The organism is Streptomyces sp. NPDC049541 (assembly GCF_044465725.1).
Taxonomy (GTDB): Bacteria; Actinomycetota; Actinomycetes; order Streptomycetales; family Streptomycetaceae; genus Streptomyces.
Genome location: NZ_JBITLY010000005.1, coordinates 638,495 through 657,393, shown reverse-complemented (window position 1 = coordinate 657,393; position 18,899 = coordinate 638,495). Strand labels below are relative to the sequence as shown.

Genomic DNA, 18,899 nt, shown 5'->3' with positions numbered 1-18,899 from the left:
TCCACGACCATAGAGCCCCTCCGTAAGGACCACAAGTGGAACTGGCCTATTACTCGGACTATGCCGTACGACTCGTCAACAGCGAGGAACCGGCCCGGGGCAAGGACAACCTGACCTCCGTCGAGGCCGTGCGCGACCTGTTCGGCGGCAACGCCTCGGCGGCCCGCCGCGCCACCGACGCCGACGTCACCCGCTTCCGCTCGGTCAGGGCCCGGCTGCGCGCGGTCTTCGAGGCCGCCGACAAGGCCGACGAGACGCTCGCGGTGGACCTGCTGAACTCACTCCTGCTGGAGTTCCCGGTCAGCCCGCAGATCTCGGGCCACGACTTCCGGGACGAGGACGGCCGCCCGCTGTGGCACATGCATCTGGCCGACCACCCCTCGAACGCGACCGCCGGCTACGCGGCCATCGCGGCGATGGGCCTGGCCTTCCACCTGACCGAGCACGGCGTCGACCGGCTCGGCCTGTGCGAGGCGGCGCCGTGCCGCAACGCCTATCTGGACACCTCCACGAACCGCTCCCGGCGCTACTGCTCCGACCGCTGCGCGACCCGGGCCAACGTGGCCGCCTACCGCGCCCGCAAACGCCTGGAGGCCGACCGGTCCGACAGCACGGGCCTCGCGGCCGACAGCGCCCAGCGCGCCAGCGCGAACGGCGAGCGCTGATCCGCCCTCAGCGGCCGGTAGCGAAAGCGCACCTTGCCGAGGACCAGGTCCTCCGGGACGGTCCCGTAGTCCGTGCTGTCGCCGCCCGCGTAGGCGTTGTCGCCGAGCACCCACCAGCCGCCGTCGCGCCGCTCGGCGGCCCGCTTCACGACCAGCAGGTCCTGCTGGAACGGGTGCCGCAGCACGACCACGTCTCCTGGCCTGATCCGGGCGCCGTACTGCACCACGAGCCGGTCCCCGTGGTGGAGCGTGGGCACCATGGACGGACCGGTCACCTCTGCCGTCCCGAACGGCAGCAGCGCCCGCCCGCGCTCGATCTCCTGCGACAGCTCCGGCATGCCCGGCACCTCCCCGGTACGTTCCTCCACCAGTCTCAGTCTGACCCCGGACTTTTGTCCTAAGCCCATGGGGGCACCCGCGAAATCCCCTCCCCCAGGGAGTAATGTCCCACCTGAGAAGACGATCACGAGGAAGGAATGCTCCATGCTTTCCCGCCTGTTTGCCCCCAAGGTCAAGGTCAGCGCGCACTGCGACCTGCCCTGCGGTGTGTACGACCCGGCCCAGGCCCGCATCGAGGCGGAGTCCGTGAAGGCCGTCCAGGAAAAGATGGCCGCCAACGACGACCCGCACTTCCAGGCTCGCGCCACCGTCATCAAGGAGCAGCGCGCCGAGCTTGCGAAGCACCACGTCTCCGTGCTCTGGAGCGACTACTTCAAGCCCCCGCACTTCGAGAAGTACCCGGAGCTGCACCAGCTGGTCAACGACACCCTGAAGGCCCTCTCGGCCGCCAAGGGCTCGACCGACCCGGCCACGGGGCAGAAGGCTCTGGACTACATCGCCCAGATCGACAAGATCTTCTGGGAGACCAAGAAGGCCTGACGAAGGCCCCGTTCGCGTGACCCGCGATCGGTGCACCATCGCAGGTCCACGGGGTTTCCGAGGGGCCCGGCCGGGAACCGGCCGGGCCTCTTCGGCTTCTGCCGTGAGGCGGTCCAGCGACGGCAGAGCAGGAGGCCGGCTACCGGCCGCCCACCAGACCCCCGTCGTCGTCCTCCCCCACCTCCAGCAGGCCCGCCGCCGCCCCCACGATGCGCGGATCGGGGCTGCCGACGACCTCCTCGTCCTTGCCGGTGTAGTCGAAGCGGGCGAGCACGCTGCGCATGGCCTCGACGCGGGCCCGTTTCTTGTCGTTGCTCTTGACCACCGTCCAGGGCGCGTGCTCCGTGTCCGTCTCGCGGAACATGGCGACCTTCGCTGCGGTGTAGTCGTCCCAGCGGTCCAGGGAGGCCAGGTCCATGGGGCTGAGCTTCCACTGCCGTACGGGGTCGACCTGACGGATGGTGAAGCGGGTGCGCTGTTCGCCCTGGGAGACCGAGAACCAGAACTTGATCAGATCGACGCCGTCGTCCACGAGCATCCGCTCGAACGCGGGCGCCTGCCGCATGAAGCGCCGGTACTCGTCGTCCGAGCAGAAGCCCATGACCCGCTCGACGCCCGCCCGGTTGTACCAGGAGCGGTCGAACAGCACGATCTCGCCCGCGGTCGGCAGGTGTTCGACGTAGCGCTGGAAGTACCACTGACCGCGCTCGCGCTCGGTCGGCTTCTCCAGCGCCACCACCCGGGCACCGCGCGGGTTGAGGTGCTCGGTGAACCGTTTGATGGTGCCGCCCTTGCCGGCCGCGTCCCGTCCCTCGAAGACGATGACGAGCCGGCGCCCGGTCTCCTTGATCCAGCTCTGCAGCTTCAGCAGCTCGATCTGCTGGAGCCGTTTGTGCCAGTCGTACTCCTTGCGCTCCATGCGGTGCCCGTACGGGTAGTTCTCTCGCCAGGTGTCGATCGGGCTACCGTCCGGGCGGATGAGCACCGGGTCGTCGGGGTCGGTGTAGTCGACCTTCAGATCGGCCGGCAGGGGTGGCGTCGTCGTCATCCCGATGTCCTTCCGGAATCTCAGTGGAACTGCGGCACGATCAGATAGATCCCGTACGCCACCACGGCCGCGCAGGCGAGGAAGCACAGGCCCGCCTGGGCGAGGCCGAGGGAGGAGGTCCCGCCGCCGTCCTCGCGTGCCCCTTCGAAGCGGGCGAGGCCGAGTACGCCGAGGGCGAAGACGACGACCACGGCGACGGTGACGCCGACGCTCACCGCGGTGACCTGGCCGAGTGCGTTCCAGTCGAGGTTCATGAGAGGGAACTCCCGTGTTTCAGGCGGCCGTGCCGACGCGGGCCGGCGGTTCGGCGCGGAGGGTGACTTCGTGGGCGTCGTTGACGTTGCTCGCGTGCACCGGGTTGCGGCGCGAGACGAGGACGATGCCGGTGGCCACGGCGGCCCCGACCAGAGCGACGACGACGGTGCCGAGGTTGCCGCCGTGCTTGACCACGCTCGCCGAGACACCGCCGACCAGCGCGGCCGCGGGCAGCGTGATCAGCCAGGCGGCGACCATGCGGCCGGCGACGCCCCAGCGGACCTCCGCGAGGCGCCGGCCCAGGCCCGCACCGAGGATGGAGCCCGAGGCGACCTGGGTGGTGGACAGGGCGAAGCCGAGGTGGGCGGAGGTGAGGATGACGGTCGTGGAGGCCGTCTCGGCGGCGAAGCCCTGCGGGGACTGGATCTCGGTCAGGCCCTTGCCCATGGTGCGGATGATCCGCCAGCCGCCCAGGTAGGTGCCGAGGCCGATGGCGAGACCGGCGGAGGCGATCACCCAGACCGGCGGGCCCGCGTCGTGGCCGAGGGCACCGGCGGAGATCAGGGTCAGCGTGATGATGCCCATGGTCTTCTGTGCGTCGTTGGTGCCGTGGGCGAGCGAGACCAGCGAGGCCGAGGCGATCTGGCCGAGGCGGAAGCCCTTGGTGACGGAGTCCTTGCGGCCGCGGGCGGTGAGCTTGTAGGCGAGGTAGGTGGCGATCAGGGCCGCGACTCCCGCCACGACCGGCGAGGCCACGGCGGGGATCAGCACCTTGTCGACCACCTTGTCGAAGTGCACGCCGTGGGAGCCCGCGCCCACCCACACCGCGCCGATCAGCCCGCCGAACAGGGCGTGCGAGGAGCTGGAGGGCAGTCCGACCAGCCAGGTCAGCAGGTTCCACAGGATCGCCCCGACCAGCCCGGCGAAGATCATTCCCGGGCTGACGAGGGTGTCGTCGACGATTCCCCCGGAGATCGTCTTTGCGACCTCCGTCGACAGGAAGGCTCCGACGATGTTGAGGACTCCGCTGACGAGCACCGCTGTTCTCGGCTTGAGGGCGCCGGTGGCGATGGAGGTGGCCATCGCGTTGGCGGTGTCGTGGAATCCGTTGGTGAAGTCGAACGCCAGGGCCGTGACGATGACGACCGCCACGAGGAACGTGATGTGGTCCATTCCCTCAGGGGAACAAGCGCTTTCATACGACAGGCGAACTCAAGGCAAAGTGCATGCCATGACCCGGCGCCCGGCGCCCGGCGCGTGATGGTCGTGCGATGCTGACGTGGTGAACCGTGAGGATCTGGTACGCCTGCGACAGGCCCGCGACCGTATGGACCGGGAGTACGCCGAGCCCCTCGACGTGGCCGCCCTCGCGGGCACCGCCCTGATGTCTCCGGGTCACTTCCAGCGCAGCTTCCGCGAGGCGTACGGCGAGACCCCGTACGGCTATCTCATGACGCGCCGCATCGAACGCGCGAAGACCCTGCTGCGGCGCGGCGACCTCACCGTCACGGAGGTCTGCATGGCGGTGGGCTGTACCTCGCTGGGCTCCTTCAGCGCCCGTTTCACCGAACTGGTGGGCGAGACGCCGAGCTCCTACCGGGCCCGCTCGCACGAGGAGAGCGCGGAGATCCCGCCGTGTGTGGTGCGCGCGTACACGCGTCCCAGAAGGACGTGACGCCGGTATCGACCTTAGGTTGGCCCCATGGACCTGAAGCTGCACACCTGTTTCATCGCCGTCGACGACCACGACAAGGCGATCGCCTTCTACTGCGACGTCCTGGGCCTGGAGGTCCGCAACGACGTCAAGTACGAGGGAATGCGGTGGACGACCGTCGGGTCGCCGCTGCAGCCGGACGTGTCGATCGTCCTGGAGCCGCCCGCGGCCAACCCGGACCTCTCCGCCGCCGACCGTGACGCGATGGAGCAGCTGCTGGCCAAGGGCGTGCTGCGCGGGGTCAACTTCACCACCGAGGACTGCGACGCCCTCTTCGCCCGGGTCCAGGAGTCCGGCGCCGAGGTGCTCCAGGAGCCGACGGACATGCCGTACGGGGTCCGGGACTGCGCGTTCCGGGATCCGGCGGGGAATATGCTGCGGTTCATGGAGCGGAAGGGATGAGCCGACAGGTCCGGTGGACCTACGCCTTCATCGACCGGCCGGCCGAGTCCTTCACCGCCGCCTGCGAGTTCTGGACGGCCGTCACAGGTACCCGCCTCTCCGAACTCCGGGGGGAGAAGCAGGAGTTCACGACCCTCCTGCACGGCGGAGCCGACGCCTGCGTCAAGGTGCAGGGGGTCGTCTCTGGTCCCGGCGGTGCGCATCTGGACTTCCCGGTGGCCGACGAACGGAGGTTCATGCGGTCCGCGGAAGCCCTCGGGGCGGAGGTGGTCGCCGATCACGGGGCATGGGCCGTGCTGCGGTCGCCCGCGGGACAGCAGCTGTGCACCATGTCGTGGCGTGCGGAGGCGACACGGCCGCCCGTCGTGCGGGGCAGCCGCCTCGACCAGGTCTGCATCGACATCGCGCCTTCCCTGTACGACGCCGAAGTCGCGTTCTGGAGCGCCCTGTTGCCCGAGTGGCGGTCACGGCGGGGCTCGCTCCCCGAGTTCCATGTGCTCACGCCGCCGGCGGGCCTCCCGGTCCGCATCCTCCTCCAGCGCCTCGGCGAGGACCGCCCCGCCACCGCCCACCTGGACCTGGCCTGCGCCGACATCGAGGCGACCCGCGCCGCCCACGAACGCCTCGGCGCGCGGCTGGTCACCCGCGGCAGCCACTGGACGGTGATGCGGGATCCGACGGGCGGCACGTACTGCCTGACGGGGCGGGATCCGGAGACGGGCGGACTGCCCGCGCAGGGTGCTCGCGGTTCCTAGGGCCACGCCCGAACGCACGCAGCGACCGTGGCCCCGTCCTCGTGCGGGCACACGGTGGCCTTCAGCAGCGGTGCGGCCGGCTCCTCGGAGGGGTCTGCCTGTTCCCAGCCGACCGGTGGCGGCGGTTCCGCGGACTCCTGCAGCCACAGGGTGAGCCCTCCAGCGGCGGCCACAACGATCGCCCACACCACCACGGCCCACCGCCACGCCCGGCTGCGCGGTAACCCCAACTCACTTGTCATGGCGTCACGTTACGGCCTCAACCGTGCCGCCCGCCCCTGCAGATAGCGCTGTTCCGGCAGGGACAGGGTCCCCGCGGCAGCCGACTCGTAGGCGCGGCGAGCCTCCTTGTGGGCGCCCGCGCGTTCCAGGAGGTGGCCGCGGACCGCGTCGAGACGGTGGCCCAAGCCGGGTTCCAGGAGGTCGAGTTCGGCGAGCCCGGCCTGCGGTCCGTGCACCATGGCGACGGCCACGGCGCGGTTGAGGCGTTCGACGGGGCCCGGGACCAGGCGGACCAGCACCTCGTACAGGCCGAGGATCTCCTGCCAGTCGGTCGCCTCCGGGGACGGCGCCTCGTCGTGCACGGCGGCGATGGCCGCGCGCACCTGGTAGGGGCCGGCGCAGCCCCGGGACAGGGCCCGGGTGACCAGGGCGACGCCTTCCTCGATCGCGGCCCTGTCCCAGCGGGCGCGGTCCTGTTCGTCGAGGGAGACGAGCTCGCCGTGCGGCCCGGTGCGGGCGTCGCGGCGAGCGTCGGTGAGCAGCATCAGGGCCAGCAGGCCGGCCACCTCGCCGTCGTCGGGCAGCAGGCGGTGGACGGTACGGGCCAGCCGGATCGCCTCGCCGGCCAGTTCACGGCGCTGCAGGACCGCTCCGGACGTCGCTGTATAGCCCTCGTTGAAGACCAGGTAGAGCGTGTGCAGGACGGCGGGCAGCCGCTCCTCCCAGTGCTCCGGTCGTCCGAAGCGCACACCGCGCACCTTCTGCTTGGCCCTGCTGATGCGCTGGGCCATCGTCGCCTCGGGCACCAGATACGCGCGGGCGATCTCCGCCGTCGTCAGACCGCCGACGGCCCGCAGGGTGAGCGCGATCTGGGCGGGCGGGCTGAGGTCCGGGTGGCAGCACAGGAACAGCAGCGTGAGGGTGTCGTCCTCGCGGGGCGCCCGGTCGGGCCCGGTCGCGAGCCGCGAGGTCAGCGCCGCCGCCTTCTCCTCCCGCGCCCGTCGCGCCTGCTCCGAGCGGAGCGCGTCCGTGAGCCGCCGCGAGGCCACCTTGATCAGCCAGCCGCGCGGGTTGTCCGGCACGCCCGCCGAGGGCCACTGCCCGGCCGCGGCGAGCAGCGCCTCCTGTACGGCGTCCTCGGCGGCGTCGAAGTGCCCGTACCGCCTGACCAGCGCGCCGAGGACCTGCGGCGCGTGCAGGCGCAGCAGGTCCTCGACCTCGACGGTCGTGCCCATGGACGCTCAGACGTCCGCGGAGCCGTTGTCGATGGGCCGGATCACCACGGGGTAGTGGGCGGCCCCGGCGGGCTGGGGGCACTGGAGGATGCGCTCGGCGATCTCCGTGACGCGCTCCAGGCTCGCGCAGTCCAGGACCCAGTAGCCGGCCAGCAGCTCCTTGGTCTCGCTGTACGGGCCGTCGGTGATCACGCTCCTGCCGTCCTCGCCGAGGCTCACCAGCCGGGTCCGCGCAGGCTCGGCCAGGCCCTGTCCGTCGATCATCTCGCCGGTCTCCGCGAGGTCGTCGTTGAGGGCGCCCATGAAGGCGTACATGGCCTGGACGTCCTCCTGGCTCCAGGCCGGGGAGGTCGCACTGGCCTTGCCCTGCATGCCCTCGTAGTCCGCCTGGGTGCACTGCACCATGACCAGGTACTTCATGACTCTGCTCCTTCGGCTCGCGCCGCCCGTGGCGGGCGGCTCTCACGGGGGACGTCGGAGCCGGGCCGGGATTCTCGACACGGGGCTCAGGAATTCTTCGCGGCGGGTTTTCCGGGCTCCTGGTCCGGTGCGGCGCCTTCGGCGACGTACGCCTCGCACTCGGGGTTGCGACAGGGGCCCGGCACCCAGACCGGGACCCAGGCGCCCAGGGTCTTGTGGCGTTTGACGACCGTTTCCACGGGCTGTCCGCAGACCGGACAGACGTGTTCTGAGCTGTCCATGCCCTCAGCGTAGGCCGGTCAGCGGCGGCGCGCGTGCGTGCGGACGAGGACGCCGTTGCCGAAGGTGCGCACCGACTCAGCGTGAAGTCGGTGACGGAGAAGACGGCGCCGAACATCGGCATGCCCGAGCCGTAGACCTGCGGGCGTCCCGACGGTCAGGCCGGAGAGGTAGCGGTTGCCCCCGAGCGGCAGGTCAGCCGTGGGGCTCCCGCCACATCGGCCACATCTGCGGGCCGTTCGGCAGGTCGAGGGGGCGGCCGGTGAGCTCGAAGCCGAGGCGCTCGTACAGCACGCGGCTGCGGGCGCTGCTCGCCTCCAGATAGGCGGGAAGACCTTCTCGGTCGCAGCGGTCGAGGACGTGCTGGACGAGCGCGCTGCCGATCCCCTCGCCCTGGTGCTCCGGAGTCACGCCGATCATCCAGAGGTACTCGTGGGCGCGCCCGGCGGGGTGGATCTCCGCGGTCAGTCGGGCGATCAGCTCGATGCGTTCGTTCCCGGGGTCGACGGCGGCGCGCAGCCGGGCGGCTTCGTCGTCGACCGCCGCCTCTGCGGCTTCGTGCTCCCCGGCCGGCACGGACAGCCACAGCGCGCATGCGCTGCCGTCCTCCGTGACGTCGATCCGGCCCTCGTCGAGCACGATCCCGGTGAAGGCGGCCATCAGCCTGTGGTGGGTCGTACGGCGGTACTCGTCCCCGGGAAAGACCCAGCCGCTGACCGGATCGTCCTGGAAGGCCTCGTCCAGCAGCCGCACGACCAGCTCCCGGTCGCCCTCGTCCGCCGCCCGGATCGCCACACCCATGTGCCGCCCTCTCACCTCAAACGCCCTCTGTCCTATGGCTGTTGAGCCTATAGGGGCGGGTGCGGCGAGTGAGCCGAAGGGGCACGACACGGGCTGTGGCGCCCCGGAGGCGACCCGAGCCCCAAGAGGCGCGGGCCCCGCACACCGTGGGGATGTGCGGGACCCGCCGGGCCGGAGCCTCGACGGCTGTGCGGGGTCAGGAGCCGCGCGGCCGCCCCGGTGGGCTCCGGGGTCTGTGCGGGGCGCGGTCAGCCGGTGCGCCGCGTCACGAACTCCGCCAGCGCGAGCAGACCGCCCGCCGCCTCCGGGTCGGGGACCGCACGGGCCAGCTCCTGCATGGCGCGGGCCATCCGGTCGGCGGCCTGGACCTGAGCCCAGTCGCGCCCGCCGGCCCGCTCGACGGCGAGCGCCGTCCGCGCGAGTTCCTCCTCGTCCCCCTTCCCGTACGGCACTGCGTACAGCTCGGACAGTTCCGCGGCCGCCGGGGTGCCCGAGGTGAGCGCGGCGACCACCGGCAGGGACTTCTTGCGGGCCATCAGGTCGGCGCCGACCGGTTTCCCGGTGCGGTGCGGGTCGCCCCATATGCCGATGACGTCGTCGATGAGCTGGAAGGCGAGCCCGGCCTGACGGCCGAACGCGTCCAGCGCCTCGACGTCCTCGTCACAGGCCCCCGCATACAGCGCGCCCAGGGCGCAGGCGCAGCCGAGCAGCGCGCCCGTCTTGGCCTCGGCCATGGTCAGCGCCTCGTCGAGGGTGATCTCGCCGGGGTCGCGCCGCTCCATCTCCGTGTCCGCGTGCTGCCCCGCGCACAGTTCGACGACGCAGGCCGCGAGCCGGGCCGCGGCCGGGCCGGAGGCCGGGTGCGGGTCCTCGGCGAGCAGCCCGAGGGCCAGTGCCTGCAGGGCGTCCCCGGCGAGGATCGCGTCGGCGTCGCCGAACACGGTCCACGCGGTGGGCCGGTGCCGACGGGTGGTGTCCCGGTCCATCACGTCGTCGTGCAGCAACGTGAAGTTGTGCACCAGCTCCACCGCCGCGGCCGCCCGCCCGGCGGCCTCGCGCGCACCCGGACCGCCGAGCGCGGCAGCCGCGGTGAGGACGAGCGCGGGACGGATCGCCTTGCCCGCGTTGCCCACCGCCGGGGTGCCGTCCGCATGCTCCCAGCCGAAGTGGTAGAGCGCGATCCGGCGCATGGAGCCGGGCAACGAGTCGATGGCGGCGCGCAGTTCGGGGTCGACACGGGACCGGGTGCGCTCCAGGATCGCGGCCGCCTCGCACCCGTCGAGCGGCTGCGCCCCCGTGGGACGCTGCTTCGCCTCCGTCATGAACTCGGCCATGGGGTCTCCCTCGGTCAGTCCGCGGACGGCGGCGCTCCCGCTGTGGCTGGGCGCATACGACCGGGGTGTACCCGCCCCGGAGGGCGGGGACACGGCCCCCAGGTGCAGAAACGTCACCGCCACCGGCCGATCTCGACGTTCTCCAGCACGCCGAGCGCGTCCGGCACCAGGACCGCGGCCGAGTAGTAGGCCGTCACCAGGTACTTGATGATCGCCTGCTCGTTGATGCCCATGAAGCGCACGGACAGGCTCGGCTCGATCTCGTCCGGGATCCCGGCCTGCTGCAGTCCGATCACGCCCTGCTCGGCCTCGCCGGTACGCATGGCGATGATCGAGCTGGTACGGGCCTCGGTGACCGGGATCTTGTTGCACGGGTAGATCGGCACACCGCGCCAGGTCGGGATGCGGTTGCCGGCCACCTCGATCGTCTCCGGGACGAGGCCACGCTTGTTGAGCTCACGGCCGATCGCGGAGATCGCGCGCGGGTGGGCGAGCAGCAGCTTGGTGCCGCGCCGCCGGCTGAGCAGCTCGTCCAGGTCGTCGGGGCTGGGCACGCCGTCGTGCGGCTGGAGCCGCTGGTCGTACTCGCAGTTGTGCAGCAGTCCGAACTCGCGGTTGTTGACCAGCTCGTGCTCCTGGCGCTCCTTCAACGCCTCCACGGTGAGCCTGAGTTGCTGCTCGGTCTGGTTCATGGGCTGGTTGTAGAGGTCGGCCACGCGCGAGTGGATGCGCAGCACGGTCTGGGCGATGCTCAGTTCGTACTCGCGGGGCCTGGCCTCGTAGTCCACGAAGGTGTGTGGGATGTCCGGCTCACCGCTGTGGCCGGCGGCGAGTTCGACGGCCTTCTCGCCGTACTTGTTGGTGCGCTGCTCCGGGATCGAGCGCAGCTGCTGGAGGTGTTCGCGCAGGGAGTCGCTGCGCTCCGCGACCAGTTCGACGTCCTGGCGGGTCAGGGTCAGCACCGTGCACGCGGTGTCCGCGCGGGCCGTGTACTCCCAGATGGCGTCCGGGTCGAGCAGCGCCGCGTCACCGAAGTAGGCGCCGTCGGCGAGCACCCCGAGGACCGCGTCGTCGCCGTACGGGCCCGTGCCGACCTTCTCGACCCTGCCGTGCGCCAGCAGATGGACCTCGTCGGTCCGGCTGCCGAACGAGGCGATCACACTGCCCGGCGCGAACTCCTGCTGCCGGCAGCGCTGGGCGAGCTCCGCGAGCACCTCCTCGTCCTCGTACGACCGCAGCGCGGGAAGTTCGCCCAGCTCCGCGGGGATGACCTCGACCCGGTCGCCGGTCTTCACGAACGTGATGCGGCCGTCCCCCACTGCATAGGTCAGTCGCCGGTTGACCCGGTACGTACCACCCTGGACGTTCACCCACGGCAGTGTTCGCAGCAGCCAGCGTGAGCTGATCTCCTGCATCTGGGGTGCCGACTTGGTCGTCGTGGCCAGGTTCCGCGCGGCGGCAGTGCCGAGGCTCTGCTGCGGCTTGCCCTGCTCCGAACGGACCTCTTCGCCTACCGACATATGAGAATTGCCCTCCCGCTCAACAGCGCGCGCCGATGTGCGCGGCTGCATCGATCTCCGCGGGCAAGCCTTCCATCACGGAACGCATCTGTGCTATTACCCGAAAGAGCGGGAATGGATCACGGCTGGCTGGGCACAAATGGGGTTCCTGTCGAACGGCGAGCGCCTGTGGAATGGCCGAATCCACTCCCTCACCCCGAACACGATGTGTGACGGTGTGGTTACTTTCGGTACAAGCTCCTTCACAGACGGTCGCGTCGGGTGGCCGTCGGCACGGTACGAAGGAGGCGGTCATGGCCTCACCCATGTCCGCGGGCAGTTTCCTCGACGGCCTCAGGGCGGAGGGCCTCACCGTCGTCGAGGTGGGCGACTGGGTACATCACAACCGCAACCACAAGGGACCGTGGGGTCCGGTGTACGGCGTGATGATCCACCACACCGTCACCAGCGGCAGCGCACACACCGTCGAGATCTGCCGGGACGGCTACGCCGGCCTGCCCGGCCCTCTCTGCCACGGCGTCATCACGAAGGACGGCACGGTCCACCTGGTCGGCTACGGACGCGCCAACCACGCCGGTCTCGGTGACGACGACGTGCTGCGTGCGGTGATCGCCGAGAAGGCGCTCCCGCCGGACAACGAGGCGAACACCGACGGCAACCGTCACTTCTACGGCTTCGAGTGCGAGAACCTCGGCGACGGCGAGGACCCCTGGCCCGAGGCCCAGTTGGACGCCATCGAGAAGGCCGCGGCGGCGGTGTGCCGGCACCACGGCTGGACGGAACGGTCGGTGATCGGCCACTTGGAGTGGCAGCCGGGGAAGGTGGATCCGCGGGGGTTCACCATGGCCTGGCTGAGAGGGCGCATCCACGAACGGCTGAAGTGAGGGCACTGGCAGTGGCGCGGACCGCTGGGGGCCTGCGCCCCCAGACCCCCGCTTCGGGCTGGAAGGCCTCGCCCTCGAACGCCGGACGGACCGAGTGGTGCCGACCGGCGACAATGGGGCCGTGAGCAGCCCCGACGACCTCGACCTCGCAGCACTGCACCCCCAGCTGCCCTCACCCCTGCAGGAGATCGAGGACAACCGTTTCGCTCAGCGCGGCCTCCGCCTCCTCCTCAAGCGAGACGACCTCATCCACCCGGAGCTCATCGGCAACAAGTGGCGCAAGCTGGTGCCCAATCTCGCCGCCGCGGCCGGCCGTACCGTCGTCACCTTCGGCGGCGCGTACTCCAACCATCTGCGCGCGACGGCAGCCGCGGGCCGGCTCCTCGGGCTGCCGACCGTGGGGGTGGTCCGCGGCCAGGAGCTGGCCGACCTGCCCCTCAACCCCTCCCTGGCCCGGTGCGCGGCCGACGGTATGCGGCTGCACTTCGTCGACAGGTCGACGTACCGACGCAAGACCGAAGACGATGTCCTCGCGCGCGTGCTGCGCACGGTCGGCGCGCAGGACGCGTATGTCGTCCCGGAGGGCGGCAGCAATGCCGAAGCCGTGCGCGGCTGCCGGGCCCTGGGCGAGGAGCTGCGCGGGCGGGTCGATGTCGTCGGCATCGCGTGCGGTACCGGCGGAACGCTGGCCGGGCTGGCCGCGGGCCTGGCACACGGTCAGCGCGCGCTCGGCGTTCCCGTCCTCAAGGGCGGCTTCCTCTCCGCCGACATACAGGAACTCCAGGAGCGCGCTTTCGGCGGCCGGTGCGGCGCATGGGCCCTCGACGACCGCTTCCACTTCGGCGGCTACGCGCGCGTGCCCGGCGAACTCGACGCCTTCGCCGAGGACTTCGAGGAGCGTCACGGGGTGCCGGTCGAGCGTCTGTATGTCGCCAAGTTGCTGTATGGACTTGTCACCCTGGCAGGCGAGGGCGCGTTCGCGCGCGGGACGACCGTCGCGGCCGTCGTCACCGGGCGGCCCTTTGTTCAGGAGCCTTCCACCGTCTCCCGGTAGGCCGCCGCCTCCTCCAGGTCCAGCCTGCGCAGCAGTGTGCGGAGCATCTCGTCGTCGATGTAGCGGCCGTCCCGCAGTCTCACGAACATCGCGCGCTCGGCGCCGATCATCTCCCGGGACAGCCGGCGGTAGGTGTCGTCGACGGATTCACCGGTGACCGGATTGGTCTGGCCGAGGCGTTCCCAGACGGCGTTGCGGCGGCGCTCCAGGACCTGCCGGAGACGGTCGGCGAGGGGTGGCGGCAGCGTGTTGCGCTCGTCGGTGAGGAGTTCGTCCAGGCGCTGCTCGGCGACCCGGGAGGCCTGCGCCTGGGCGTTGGCCTCGGCGAGGGTCTCGGCCTGTGCGTCCCGGCCGGGGAACCGCAGCAGACGGATCACGGGGGCCAGGGTCAGTCCCTGCACCACCAGGGTCCCGATGACCGTCGTGAAGGTCAGGAAGAGGATGAGGTTGCGCTGCGGGAACGGGCCGCCGCCGTGCACGGTGAGCGGGATCGAGAAGGCGATGGCGAGGGAGACGACGCCGCGCATCGCCGCCCAGGACGTGACGATCGGCCCTCTCCAGGTGGGGTTGTCCTCGCGTTCCCTGATCCGCGCGGACAGCATGCGCGGCACGAACGTCCCCGGATACACCCACACGAACCGGGTCACCACGACCACCAGGAAGACGGCGACCGCGTACCAGGCGGCGTCCACGCCCTTGTACTCGCCGAGGCCCTTGAGGACCACGGGCAGCTGCAGGCCGATGAGTGCGAACACCGCAGACTCCAGGACGAACGCGACCACCTTCCACACCGCCTCCTCCTGGAGACGGGTGGCGAAGTCGACCTCCCACGCGCGGTGTCCGAGGTAGAGGGCGACGACCACGACCGCGAGGACACCGGAGGCGTGCACCTGCTCGGCTACGGCGTAGGCGACGAACGGGATCAGCAGGGACATGGTGTTCTGCAGCAGCGCCTCCTTGACGTGCGTGCGCAGCCAGTGGATCGGGAGCATCAGCACCAGCCCGACCACCACGCCGCCGACCGCCGCCAGCAGGAACTCGCCGATCCCGCCGATCCAGGAGGCGCCCTCGCCGACGGCGGCCGCGACGGCCACCCGGTAGGCGGTGATCGCGGTCGCGTCGTTCAGCAGGGACTCGCCCTGAAGGATCGTGGTGATCCGGGAGGGCAGCCCCACCCGGCGGGCGACCGCCGCCGCGGCGACCGCGTCCGTCGGCGCCACCACCGCACCCAGCACCAGCGCCGCGGGCAGGGGCAGTCCGGGCACGACGAGATAGGCGACCCACCCGACGACGAAGGTCGCGAAGAGCACATAGCCGACCGACAGCAGCGCCACCGGCCGCATCGTCGCCCGCAGATCGAGGTACGAGCTCTCGACGGCCTCCTTGTGCAGCAGCGGGGGGAGCACCAGCGGCAGCACGATGTCCGGGTCGAGGGTGTAGTCGGGCACCCCGGGGACGTACGAGACGGCGAGCCCGACCGCGACGAGCAGCAGCGGGGCCGGCACGGGGGTGCGCCGGGCCGCCGCGGCGATCGCGGCGCTCCCCGCCACCAGCAACAGCAGTGGCATCACGTCCATCGTTCTCGCCCGCCCTCGTTTTTCCGCGCGGTCATCCGCACGCCCGTCGTAATCTGGCAATCATGAAACAGTGCACGCACGCCGACGCGCTGCCGGATCCGGAACCCGGTCCGGTGACCGAGACATGCCCGGAGTGTCTGGCAGCGGGCACACATCCGGTACAGCTGCGGCTGTGCCTCACCTGCGGCCACGTCGGCTGCTGCGACTCCTCGCCCGGCCGGCATGCGACGGAGCACCACAAGGACTCCGGCCACCCGATCATGCGCACATTCGAGCCCGGCGAGAACTGGCGTTGGTGCTTCGTCGACCACGTTCTCGTGTGACCCTGGACAGCCGGGGGACGACCCGGAATCCGGACGGTTCGACCGTCTGACGTCTGGGTACGTCAACCCGGCGCGCGTTCTTCCCAATTGGAGCCGCAGACCCCTAGACACGGAGCGTGTCCACAGTTTTACTGTGAGTGACGGCAAGGGGTTGGGGTCCCGGGGACGGGAAACTTGAGAGCGCGATAGCGTCACCGCTGAACACACATCGCGTTATCCCGGGGGGCGACCCTCGGCCCCGAGAAGCTTGTACCACCTTGGAGGTGAGGGTGTCCCAGATCGCAGGCGAGCCCGCGACCCAGGACTTCGTGGAAGTCCGGCTGCCGGCCGCGGGTGCCTACCTGTCGGTGCTGCGTACGGCGACTGCCGGCCTCGCGGCCCGTTTGGACTTCACCCTCGACGAGATCGAGGACCTTCGCATCGCGGTGGACGAGGCCTGCGCGATCCTGCTCCAGCAGGCCGTGCCCGGCTCGGTGCTGAGCTGCGTCTTCCGGCTCGTCGACGACTCGCTCGAGGTCACCGTCTCGGCTCCGACCACGGACGGCCACGCCCCCTCACGGGACACCTTCGCCTGGACCGTCCTGTCCGCACTCGCGGGCAAGGTCTCCTCCGCCGTGGACGAGGACAAAACCGTTTCGATCAGCCTCTACAAACAGCGCGGCGCGGGACCCGGGCCGGCGTGAGGACAGGGGACGGGCCGGTGCGTGACGAAGAGCGCGGCACACGAGAGCTGCCGGCCGAGGGCGCAGACGGGTCCCGACGCATCGGGGACCTCGTCGGCGGCGCCGACGGCATCGACGGCATCCCCGAACAGGCCCGGCCGCATCCGGAGGACGACGCCGACAGCGCAGCGGCGGCCGGCTTCCCGGACGACGGGCGGCGGGATCGGGAAGGTGCCGTGCAGAGCACGCCTCTGGACGGACGGAACGGGGTCACCCCGGTCCGAGCGGAGGCGAGGGCTCGGAGAAGGGCGACGGGCGGGACGATGAGCGAGCACGAGCGAAACGCCGAGGGCGACGGGCAGTCCGCGCCGAGCGTGCAGCAGGCCACGCAGCACGACGCACAGGACCGCAGCGGGGCGCGCGCGATGTTCATCGAGCTGCGCAGCCTGAAGGACGGCAGCCCGGAGTACGCGGAGCTGCGCAACAAGCTGGTCCGTATGCACCTGCCGCTCGTCGAGCATCTCGCGCGCCGCTTCCGCAACCGCGGCGAGCCACTGGACGACCTCACCCAGGTCGCCACCATCGGCCTGATCAAGTCCGTCGACCGCTTCGACCCGGAGCGCGGCGTCGAGTTCTCGACCTACGCCACCCCGACGGTCGTCGGCGAGATCAAGCGCCACTTCCGTGACAAGGGCTGGGCGGTGCGCGTGCCGCGTCGCCTGCAGGAGCTGCGCCTCGCGCTCACCACGGCGACCGCGGAGCTCTCCCAGCAGCACGGCCGCTCCCCCACGGTCCATGAGCTCGCCGAGAAGCTGGCGATCTCGGAGGAGGAGGTCCTGGAGGGCCTGGAGTCCGCCAACGCGTACTCCACTCTGTCCCTGGACGTCCCGGACACGGACGACGAGTCCCCGGCGGTGGCCGACACCCTGGGCGCCGAGGACGAGGCCCTGGAGGGCGTCGAGTACCGCGAGTCGCTCAAGCCGCTCCTCGAGGACCTGCCGCCCCGGGAGAAGCGGATCCTGCTGCTGCGTTTCTTCGGCAACATGACCCAGTCGCAGATCGCGCAGGAGGTCGGCATCTCGCAGATGCACGTGTCCCGCCTGCTGGCCCGCACCCTGGCCCAGCTGCGGGAGAAGCTCCTGGTGGAGGAGTAGGACACCGTCGCCCCACGGCGACACCGTCGCCCCACGGCGACACCGTCGCCCCACGGCGACCGCGGCGCCGTACGACTACTGCTTGCCGTCCTGCGCACGGCCCGGACCCTTGATCCCGAGGGCCTGGGTCGTCGCCGGATTGACCAGCAGCACCAGCGCGACGACGGACACGACGGCGAGCGCGATGCCCGCCGGGATCGCCACGCCGTCGGCCTGGAGCAGGGTGCAGGCCAGCAGCAGCGCCATGATCTGGGTGATCACCGTCGGGCCCCGGCTCCAGCTCTTCTGCTTGAGCAGGCCGCGCGCGCCCAGCAGCGGCAGCAGGGCGAGGACGACCAGTGTGATGCCGCCCATGACGGCGGACCGAGGGTCGGCCGGGGTACCCGCGAGGCCCGCCACGAGCATCCAGACGCCCACGACGGCCAGCGCGAGCCCCTCCAGCGCGGCGAGCCCCGCGGCATACGTCAGGCGGCGCGGGCGGGGGACGGTGTTTTCCTCGGTGGCGGGGGTCTGCTCACTGGTCACCCCTGAAGGGTAGCCCTGGGGATGTGCGCCACCACTGGCGAGCCCGGGGGACGCGGACCGCCAGGGCGAGGTTGCGACACGACCCCGTGGTGAGCCTCACGCACTCACCTCTTACCTGATCCCTACCTCGAACTGTGCCCGGTACTTCCCAGTAGGTACGCTGCAACCCATGCGTGCACTTCTCGTGGCCAATCCGGCAGCAACCACCACAAGCGCACGTACGCGCGATGTCCTGATCCATGCCCTGGCGAGCGAGATGAAGCTCGAGACGGTCACCACGGAGTACCGCGGGCACGCGCGCGACCTCGGCCGGCAGGCGGCGGAGAGCGACGACATCGACCTGGTCGTGGCCCTCGGCGGCGACGGCACGGTCAACGAGGTGGTCAACGGCCTGCTGCACGCGGGGCCCGCCCCGGAGGGCCTCCCCCGGCTCGCGGTGGTCCCCGGCGGCTCCACGAATGTCTTCGCCCGCGCCCTGGGCCTGCCCAACGACGCCGTCGAGGCGACCGGCGCGCTGCTGGACGCCCTGCGCGAGGGCAGCGAACGCACGGTCGGCATGGGCCTCGCCGAGGGCACGCCGGGCACCGAGGACGAGGCGGTGCCCTCCCGCTGGTTCACCTTCTGCGCGGGGCTCGGCTTCGACGCGGGCGTGGTGGGGCGGGTCGAGCAGCAGCGCGAGCAGGGGCGGAAATCCACCCACGCCCTGTATCTGCGGCAGGTCGCACGTCAGTTCCTGCAGGAACCCAACCGGCGGCACGGCTCGATCACTCTGGAGCGGCCCGGCGAGGAGCCGGTGACCGATCTGGTGCTGTCGATAATCTGCAACACGTCACCGTGGACGTATCTGGGCAATCGTCCGGTGTACGCGGCGCCTAAGGCCTCGTTCGATACCGGGCTCGACCTGCTGAGTCTCAGCCGTATGTCCACCGTCTCGGCTGCCCGGTATGCCACGCAGTTGCTCACTTCGTCCCCCGAGCGCGGCCCTCATGGCAAGCACGTGGTGTCCCTGCACGACCTGGACCGGTTCACCTTGCATTCGAAGGTGCCCCTGCCCCTCCAGATGGACGGCGACCACCTCGGGCTGCGTACGAGCGTGACGTTCACAGGCGTACGCCGTGCACTGCGTGTGATTGTGTGAGCAGAAAGGGCTGAAGTCCTTTCACTCGAACGTTTAGGCCAGGATCCACCCCA

General features: G+C 70.9%; 24 protein-coding genes. 11 read left to right on the top strand and 13 right to left on the bottom strand.

Annotated features, from left to right (window positions below):
- Positions 1-35 precede the first annotated feature (35 nt).
- Positions 36-665 carry a CGNR zinc finger domain-containing protein gene (locus tag ACIBW9_RS22380; RefSeq protein WP_398957549.1) on the top strand — a complete coding sequence of 210 codons (630 nt, stop codon included), beginning with the start codon at positions 36-38 and terminating at the stop codon, positions 663-665.
- Here the strand turns inward: ACIBW9_RS22380 and sodX are convergent.
- Positions 569-1,003, bottom strand: a complete 435-nt coding sequence (gene sodX / locus ACIBW9_RS22375; protein WP_398957663.1) for a nickel-type superoxide dismutase maturation protease — start codon at positions 1,001-1,003, stop codon at positions 569-571. The genes ACIBW9_RS22380 and sodX overlap by 97 nt on opposite strands.
- Positions 1,004-1,148: 145 nt before the next feature.
- Here sodX and sodN point away from each other — a divergent pair, with 145 nt between their 5' ends.
- A complete protein-coding gene (gene sodN / locus ACIBW9_RS22370) occupies positions 1,149-1,544 on the top strand; it encodes a superoxide dismutase, Ni (RefSeq protein ID WP_031140564.1) in 396 nt (131 codons plus the stop codon).
- A gap of 139 nt (positions 1,545-1,683) precedes the next feature.
- On the opposite strand, the gene ppk2 is transcribed toward sodN, so the two are convergent.
- Genes ppk2 through ACIBW9_RS22355 form a run of 3 tightly spaced genes read right to left on the bottom strand, consistent with a single transcriptional unit; the run spans position 1,684 to position 4,020 of the window.
- Positions 1,684-2,592: a polyphosphate kinase 2 gene (gene ppk2, locus ACIBW9_RS22365; protein WP_398957546.1), complete on the bottom strand. Its 909-nt coding sequence runs from the start codon at positions 2,590-2,592 to the stop codon at positions 1,684-1,686.
- Between the two features lie 20 nt (positions 2,593-2,612).
- Positions 2,613-2,846 carry a hypothetical protein gene (locus ACIBW9_RS22360; protein ID WP_344405333.1) on the bottom strand — a complete coding sequence of 78 codons (234 nt, stop codon included), beginning with the start codon at positions 2,844-2,846 and terminating at the stop codon, positions 2,613-2,615.
- A 19-nt stretch (positions 2,847-2,865) separates the two neighbouring features.
- Complete coding sequence (locus ACIBW9_RS22355; protein WP_398957543.1) at positions 2,866-4,020, bottom strand: anion permease; 1,155 nt, start codon at positions 4,018-4,020, stop codon at positions 2,866-2,868.
- A gap of 109 nt (positions 4,021-4,129) precedes the next feature.
- On the opposite strand from ACIBW9_RS22355, the gene ACIBW9_RS22350 reads away from it, so the two are divergent.
- The 3 genes from ACIBW9_RS22350 to ACIBW9_RS22340 are packed head-to-tail and all read left to right on the top strand — an operon-like array spanning position 4,130 to position 5,718.
- Entirely contained in the window at positions 4,130-4,522 is a 393-nt protein-coding gene (locus ACIBW9_RS22350; RefSeq protein WP_115913281.1) for a helix-turn-helix transcriptional regulator, read from the top strand.
- Positions 4,523-4,549: 27 nt separating this feature from the next.
- Positions 4,550-4,963: a VOC family protein gene (locus tag ACIBW9_RS22345; protein WP_398957542.1), complete on the top strand. Its 414-nt coding sequence runs from the start codon at positions 4,550-4,552 to the stop codon at positions 4,961-4,963.
- A complete protein-coding gene (locus ACIBW9_RS22340; protein WP_398957540.1) occupies positions 4,960-5,718 on the top strand; it encodes a VOC family protein in 759 nt (252 codons plus the stop codon). The genes ACIBW9_RS22345 and ACIBW9_RS22340 overlap by 4 nt, the downstream gene beginning before the upstream one ends.
- Here ACIBW9_RS22340 and ACIBW9_RS22335 read toward each other — a convergent pair.
- The 7 genes from ACIBW9_RS22335 to ACIBW9_RS22305 form a co-directional block, all read right to left on the bottom strand.
- A complete protein-coding gene (locus tag ACIBW9_RS22335; protein ID WP_398957538.1) occupies positions 5,715-5,960 on the bottom strand; it encodes a hypothetical protein in 246 nt (81 codons plus the stop codon). The genes ACIBW9_RS22340 and ACIBW9_RS22335 overlap by 4 nt on opposite strands.
- Positions 5,961-5,969: 9 nt before the next feature.
- The gene (locus ACIBW9_RS22330; protein ID WP_398957536.1) at positions 5,970-7,175 is read right to left on the bottom strand and encodes an RNA polymerase sigma factor; all 1,206 of its coding nucleotides are present in this window, start codon (positions 7,173-7,175) and stop codon (positions 5,970-5,972) included.
- Between the two features lie 6 nt (positions 7,176-7,181).
- The gene (locus ACIBW9_RS22325; RefSeq protein WP_398957534.1) at positions 7,182-7,595 is read right to left on the bottom strand and encodes a YciI family protein; all 414 of its coding nucleotides are present in this window, start codon (positions 7,593-7,595) and stop codon (positions 7,182-7,184) included.
- A gap of 86 nt (positions 7,596-7,681) precedes the next feature.
- Complete coding sequence (locus tag ACIBW9_RS22320; protein WP_398957532.1) at positions 7,682-7,876, bottom strand: hypothetical protein; 195 nt, start codon at positions 7,874-7,876, stop codon at positions 7,682-7,684.
- A 193-nt stretch (positions 7,877-8,069) separates the two neighbouring features.
- Positions 8,070-8,675: a GNAT family N-acetyltransferase gene (locus ACIBW9_RS22315; protein WP_398957530.1), complete on the bottom strand. Its 606-nt coding sequence runs from the start codon at positions 8,673-8,675 to the stop codon at positions 8,070-8,072.
- 248 nt (positions 8,676-8,923) lie between these two features.
- A complete protein-coding gene (locus ACIBW9_RS22310; RefSeq protein WP_398957528.1) occupies positions 8,924-10,009 on the bottom strand; it encodes a family 2 encapsulin nanocompartment cargo protein polyprenyl transferase in 1,086 nt (361 codons plus the stop codon).
- 113 nt (positions 10,010-10,122) lie between these two features.
- Positions 10,123-11,529, bottom strand: coding sequence for a family 2B encapsulin nanocompartment shell protein (locus ACIBW9_RS22305; RefSeq protein ID WP_398957526.1), 1,407 nt, complete (start codon positions 11,527-11,529; stop codon positions 10,123-10,125).
- Positions 11,530-11,822: 293 nt separating this feature from the next.
- On the opposite strand from ACIBW9_RS22305, the gene ACIBW9_RS22300 reads away from it, so the two are divergent.
- Both ACIBW9_RS22300 and ACIBW9_RS22295 read left to right on the top strand, forming a co-directional pair.
- Positions 11,823-12,413: an N-acetylmuramoyl-L-alanine amidase gene (locus tag ACIBW9_RS22300; protein WP_398957524.1), complete on the top strand. Its 591-nt coding sequence runs from the start codon at positions 11,823-11,825 to the stop codon at positions 12,411-12,413.
- A gap of 121 nt (positions 12,414-12,534) precedes the next feature.
- Positions 12,535-13,467, top strand: coding sequence for a 1-aminocyclopropane-1-carboxylate deaminase/D-cysteine desulfhydrase (locus ACIBW9_RS22295; RefSeq protein WP_398957522.1), 933 nt, complete (start codon positions 12,535-12,537; stop codon positions 13,465-13,467).
- On the opposite strand, the gene ACIBW9_RS22290 is transcribed toward ACIBW9_RS22295, so the two are convergent.
- On the bottom strand, positions 13,440-15,044 hold the full coding sequence (locus ACIBW9_RS22290) for a Na+/H+ antiporter (protein WP_398957520.1): 1,605 nt from the start codon (positions 15,042-15,044) through the stop codon (positions 13,440-13,442). The two genes, ACIBW9_RS22295 and ACIBW9_RS22290, sit on opposite strands and share 28 nt — an antisense overlap.
- 62 nt (positions 15,045-15,106) lie before the next feature.
- Here ACIBW9_RS22290 and ACIBW9_RS22285 point away from each other — a divergent pair, with 62 nt between their 5' ends.
- The 3 genes from ACIBW9_RS22285 (at position 15,107) to ACIBW9_RS22275 (ending at position 17,183) form a co-directional block, all read left to right on the top strand.
- Positions 15,107-15,367 carry a UBP-type zinc finger domain-containing protein gene (locus ACIBW9_RS22285; RefSeq protein WP_344405347.1) on the top strand — a complete coding sequence of 87 codons (261 nt, stop codon included), beginning with the start codon at positions 15,107-15,109 and terminating at the stop codon, positions 15,365-15,367.
- A 269-nt stretch (positions 15,368-15,636) separates the two neighbouring features.
- Positions 15,637-16,050, top strand: coding sequence for an anti-sigma regulatory factor (locus ACIBW9_RS22280; protein WP_004925829.1), 414 nt, complete (start codon positions 15,637-15,639; stop codon positions 16,048-16,050).
- The gene (locus ACIBW9_RS22275; RefSeq protein ID WP_398957518.1) at positions 16,047-17,183 is read left to right on the top strand and encodes an RNA polymerase sigma factor SigF; all 1,137 of its coding nucleotides are present in this window, start codon (positions 16,047-16,049) and stop codon (positions 17,181-17,183) included. The genes ACIBW9_RS22280 and ACIBW9_RS22275 overlap by 4 nt, the downstream gene beginning before the upstream one ends.
- 75 nt (positions 17,184-17,258) lie before the next feature.
- On the opposite strand, the gene ACIBW9_RS22270 is transcribed toward ACIBW9_RS22275, so the two are convergent.
- Positions 17,259-17,708 carry a hypothetical protein gene (locus ACIBW9_RS22270; RefSeq protein WP_398957516.1) on the bottom strand — a complete coding sequence of 150 codons (450 nt, stop codon included), beginning with the start codon at positions 17,706-17,708 and terminating at the stop codon, positions 17,259-17,261.
- Between the two features lie 169 nt (positions 17,709-17,877).
- Here ACIBW9_RS22270 and ACIBW9_RS22265 point away from each other — a divergent pair, with 169 nt between their 5' ends.
- On the top strand, positions 17,878-18,846 hold the full coding sequence (locus ACIBW9_RS22265; protein WP_398957515.1) for a diacylglycerol/lipid kinase family protein: 969 nt from the start codon (positions 17,878-17,880) through the stop codon (positions 18,844-18,846).
- Positions 18,847-18,899 lie beyond the last annotated feature (53 nt).

What these genes read in the sequence shown, in the direction of transcription:
- sodX (WP_398957663.1), bottom strand. Translation starts at nt 1,003, where the DNA reads ATGCCGGAGCTGTCGCAGGAGATCGAGCGCGGGCGGGCGCTGCTGCCG.
- sodN (WP_031140564.1), top strand. Translation starts at nt 1,149, where the DNA reads ATGCTTTCCCGCCTGTTTGCCCCCAAGGTCAAGGTCAGCGCGCACTGC.
- ppk2 (WP_398957546.1), bottom strand. Translation starts at nt 2,592, where the DNA reads ATGACGACGACGCCACCCCTGCCGGCCGATCTGAAGGTCGACTACACC.
- ACIBW9_RS22360 (WP_344405333.1), bottom strand. Translation starts at nt 2,846, where the DNA reads ATGAACCTCGACTGGAACGCACTCGGCCAGGTCACCGCGGTGAGCGTC.
- ACIBW9_RS22355 (WP_398957543.1), bottom strand. Translation starts at nt 4,020, where the DNA reads ATGGACCACATCACGTTCCTCGTGGCGGTCGTCATCGTCACGGCCCTG.
- ACIBW9_RS22345 (WP_398957542.1), top strand. Translation starts at nt 4,550, where the DNA reads ATGGACCTGAAGCTGCACACCTGTTTCATCGCCGTCGACGACCACGAC.
- ACIBW9_RS22340 (WP_398957540.1), top strand. Translation starts at nt 4,960, where the DNA reads ATGAGCCGACAGGTCCGGTGGACCTACGCCTTCATCGACCGGCCGGCC.
- ACIBW9_RS22335 (WP_398957538.1), bottom strand. Translation starts at nt 5,960, where the DNA reads ATGACAAGTGAGTTGGGGTTACCGCGCAGCCGGGCGTGGCGGTGGGCC.
- ACIBW9_RS22330 (WP_398957536.1), bottom strand. Translation starts at nt 7,175, where the DNA reads ATGGGCACGACCGTCGAGGTCGAGGACCTGCTGCGCCTGCACGCGCCG.
- ACIBW9_RS22325 (WP_398957534.1), bottom strand. Translation starts at nt 7,595, where the DNA reads ATGAAGTACCTGGTCATGGTGCAGTGCACCCAGGCGGACTACGAGGGC.
- ACIBW9_RS22320 (WP_398957532.1), bottom strand. Translation starts at nt 7,876, where the DNA reads ATGGACAGCTCAGAACACGTCTGTCCGGTCTGCGGACAGCCCGTGGAA.
- ACIBW9_RS22315 (WP_398957530.1), bottom strand. Translation starts at nt 8,675, where the DNA reads ATGGGTGTGGCGATCCGGGCGGCGGACGAGGGCGACCGGGAGCTGGTC.
- ACIBW9_RS22310 (WP_398957528.1), bottom strand. Translation starts at nt 10,009, where the DNA reads ATGGCCGAGTTCATGACGGAGGCGAAGCAGCGTCCCACGGGGGCGCAG.
- ACIBW9_RS22305 (WP_398957526.1), bottom strand. Translation starts at nt 11,529, where the DNA reads ATGTCGGTAGGCGAAGAGGTCCGTTCGGAGCAGGGCAAGCCGCAGCAG.
- ACIBW9_RS22300 (WP_398957524.1), top strand. Translation starts at nt 11,823, where the DNA reads ATGGCCTCACCCATGTCCGCGGGCAGTTTCCTCGACGGCCTCAGGGCG.
- ACIBW9_RS22290 (WP_398957520.1), bottom strand. Translation starts at nt 15,044, where the DNA reads ATGGACGTGATGCCACTGCTGTTGCTGGTGGCGGGGAGCGCCGCGATC.
- ACIBW9_RS22285 (WP_344405347.1), top strand. Translation starts at nt 15,107, where the DNA reads ATGAAACAGTGCACGCACGCCGACGCGCTGCCGGATCCGGAACCCGGT.
- ACIBW9_RS22265 (WP_398957515.1), top strand. Translation starts at nt 17,878, where the DNA reads ATGCGTGCACTTCTCGTGGCCAATCCGGCAGCAACCACCACAAGCGCA.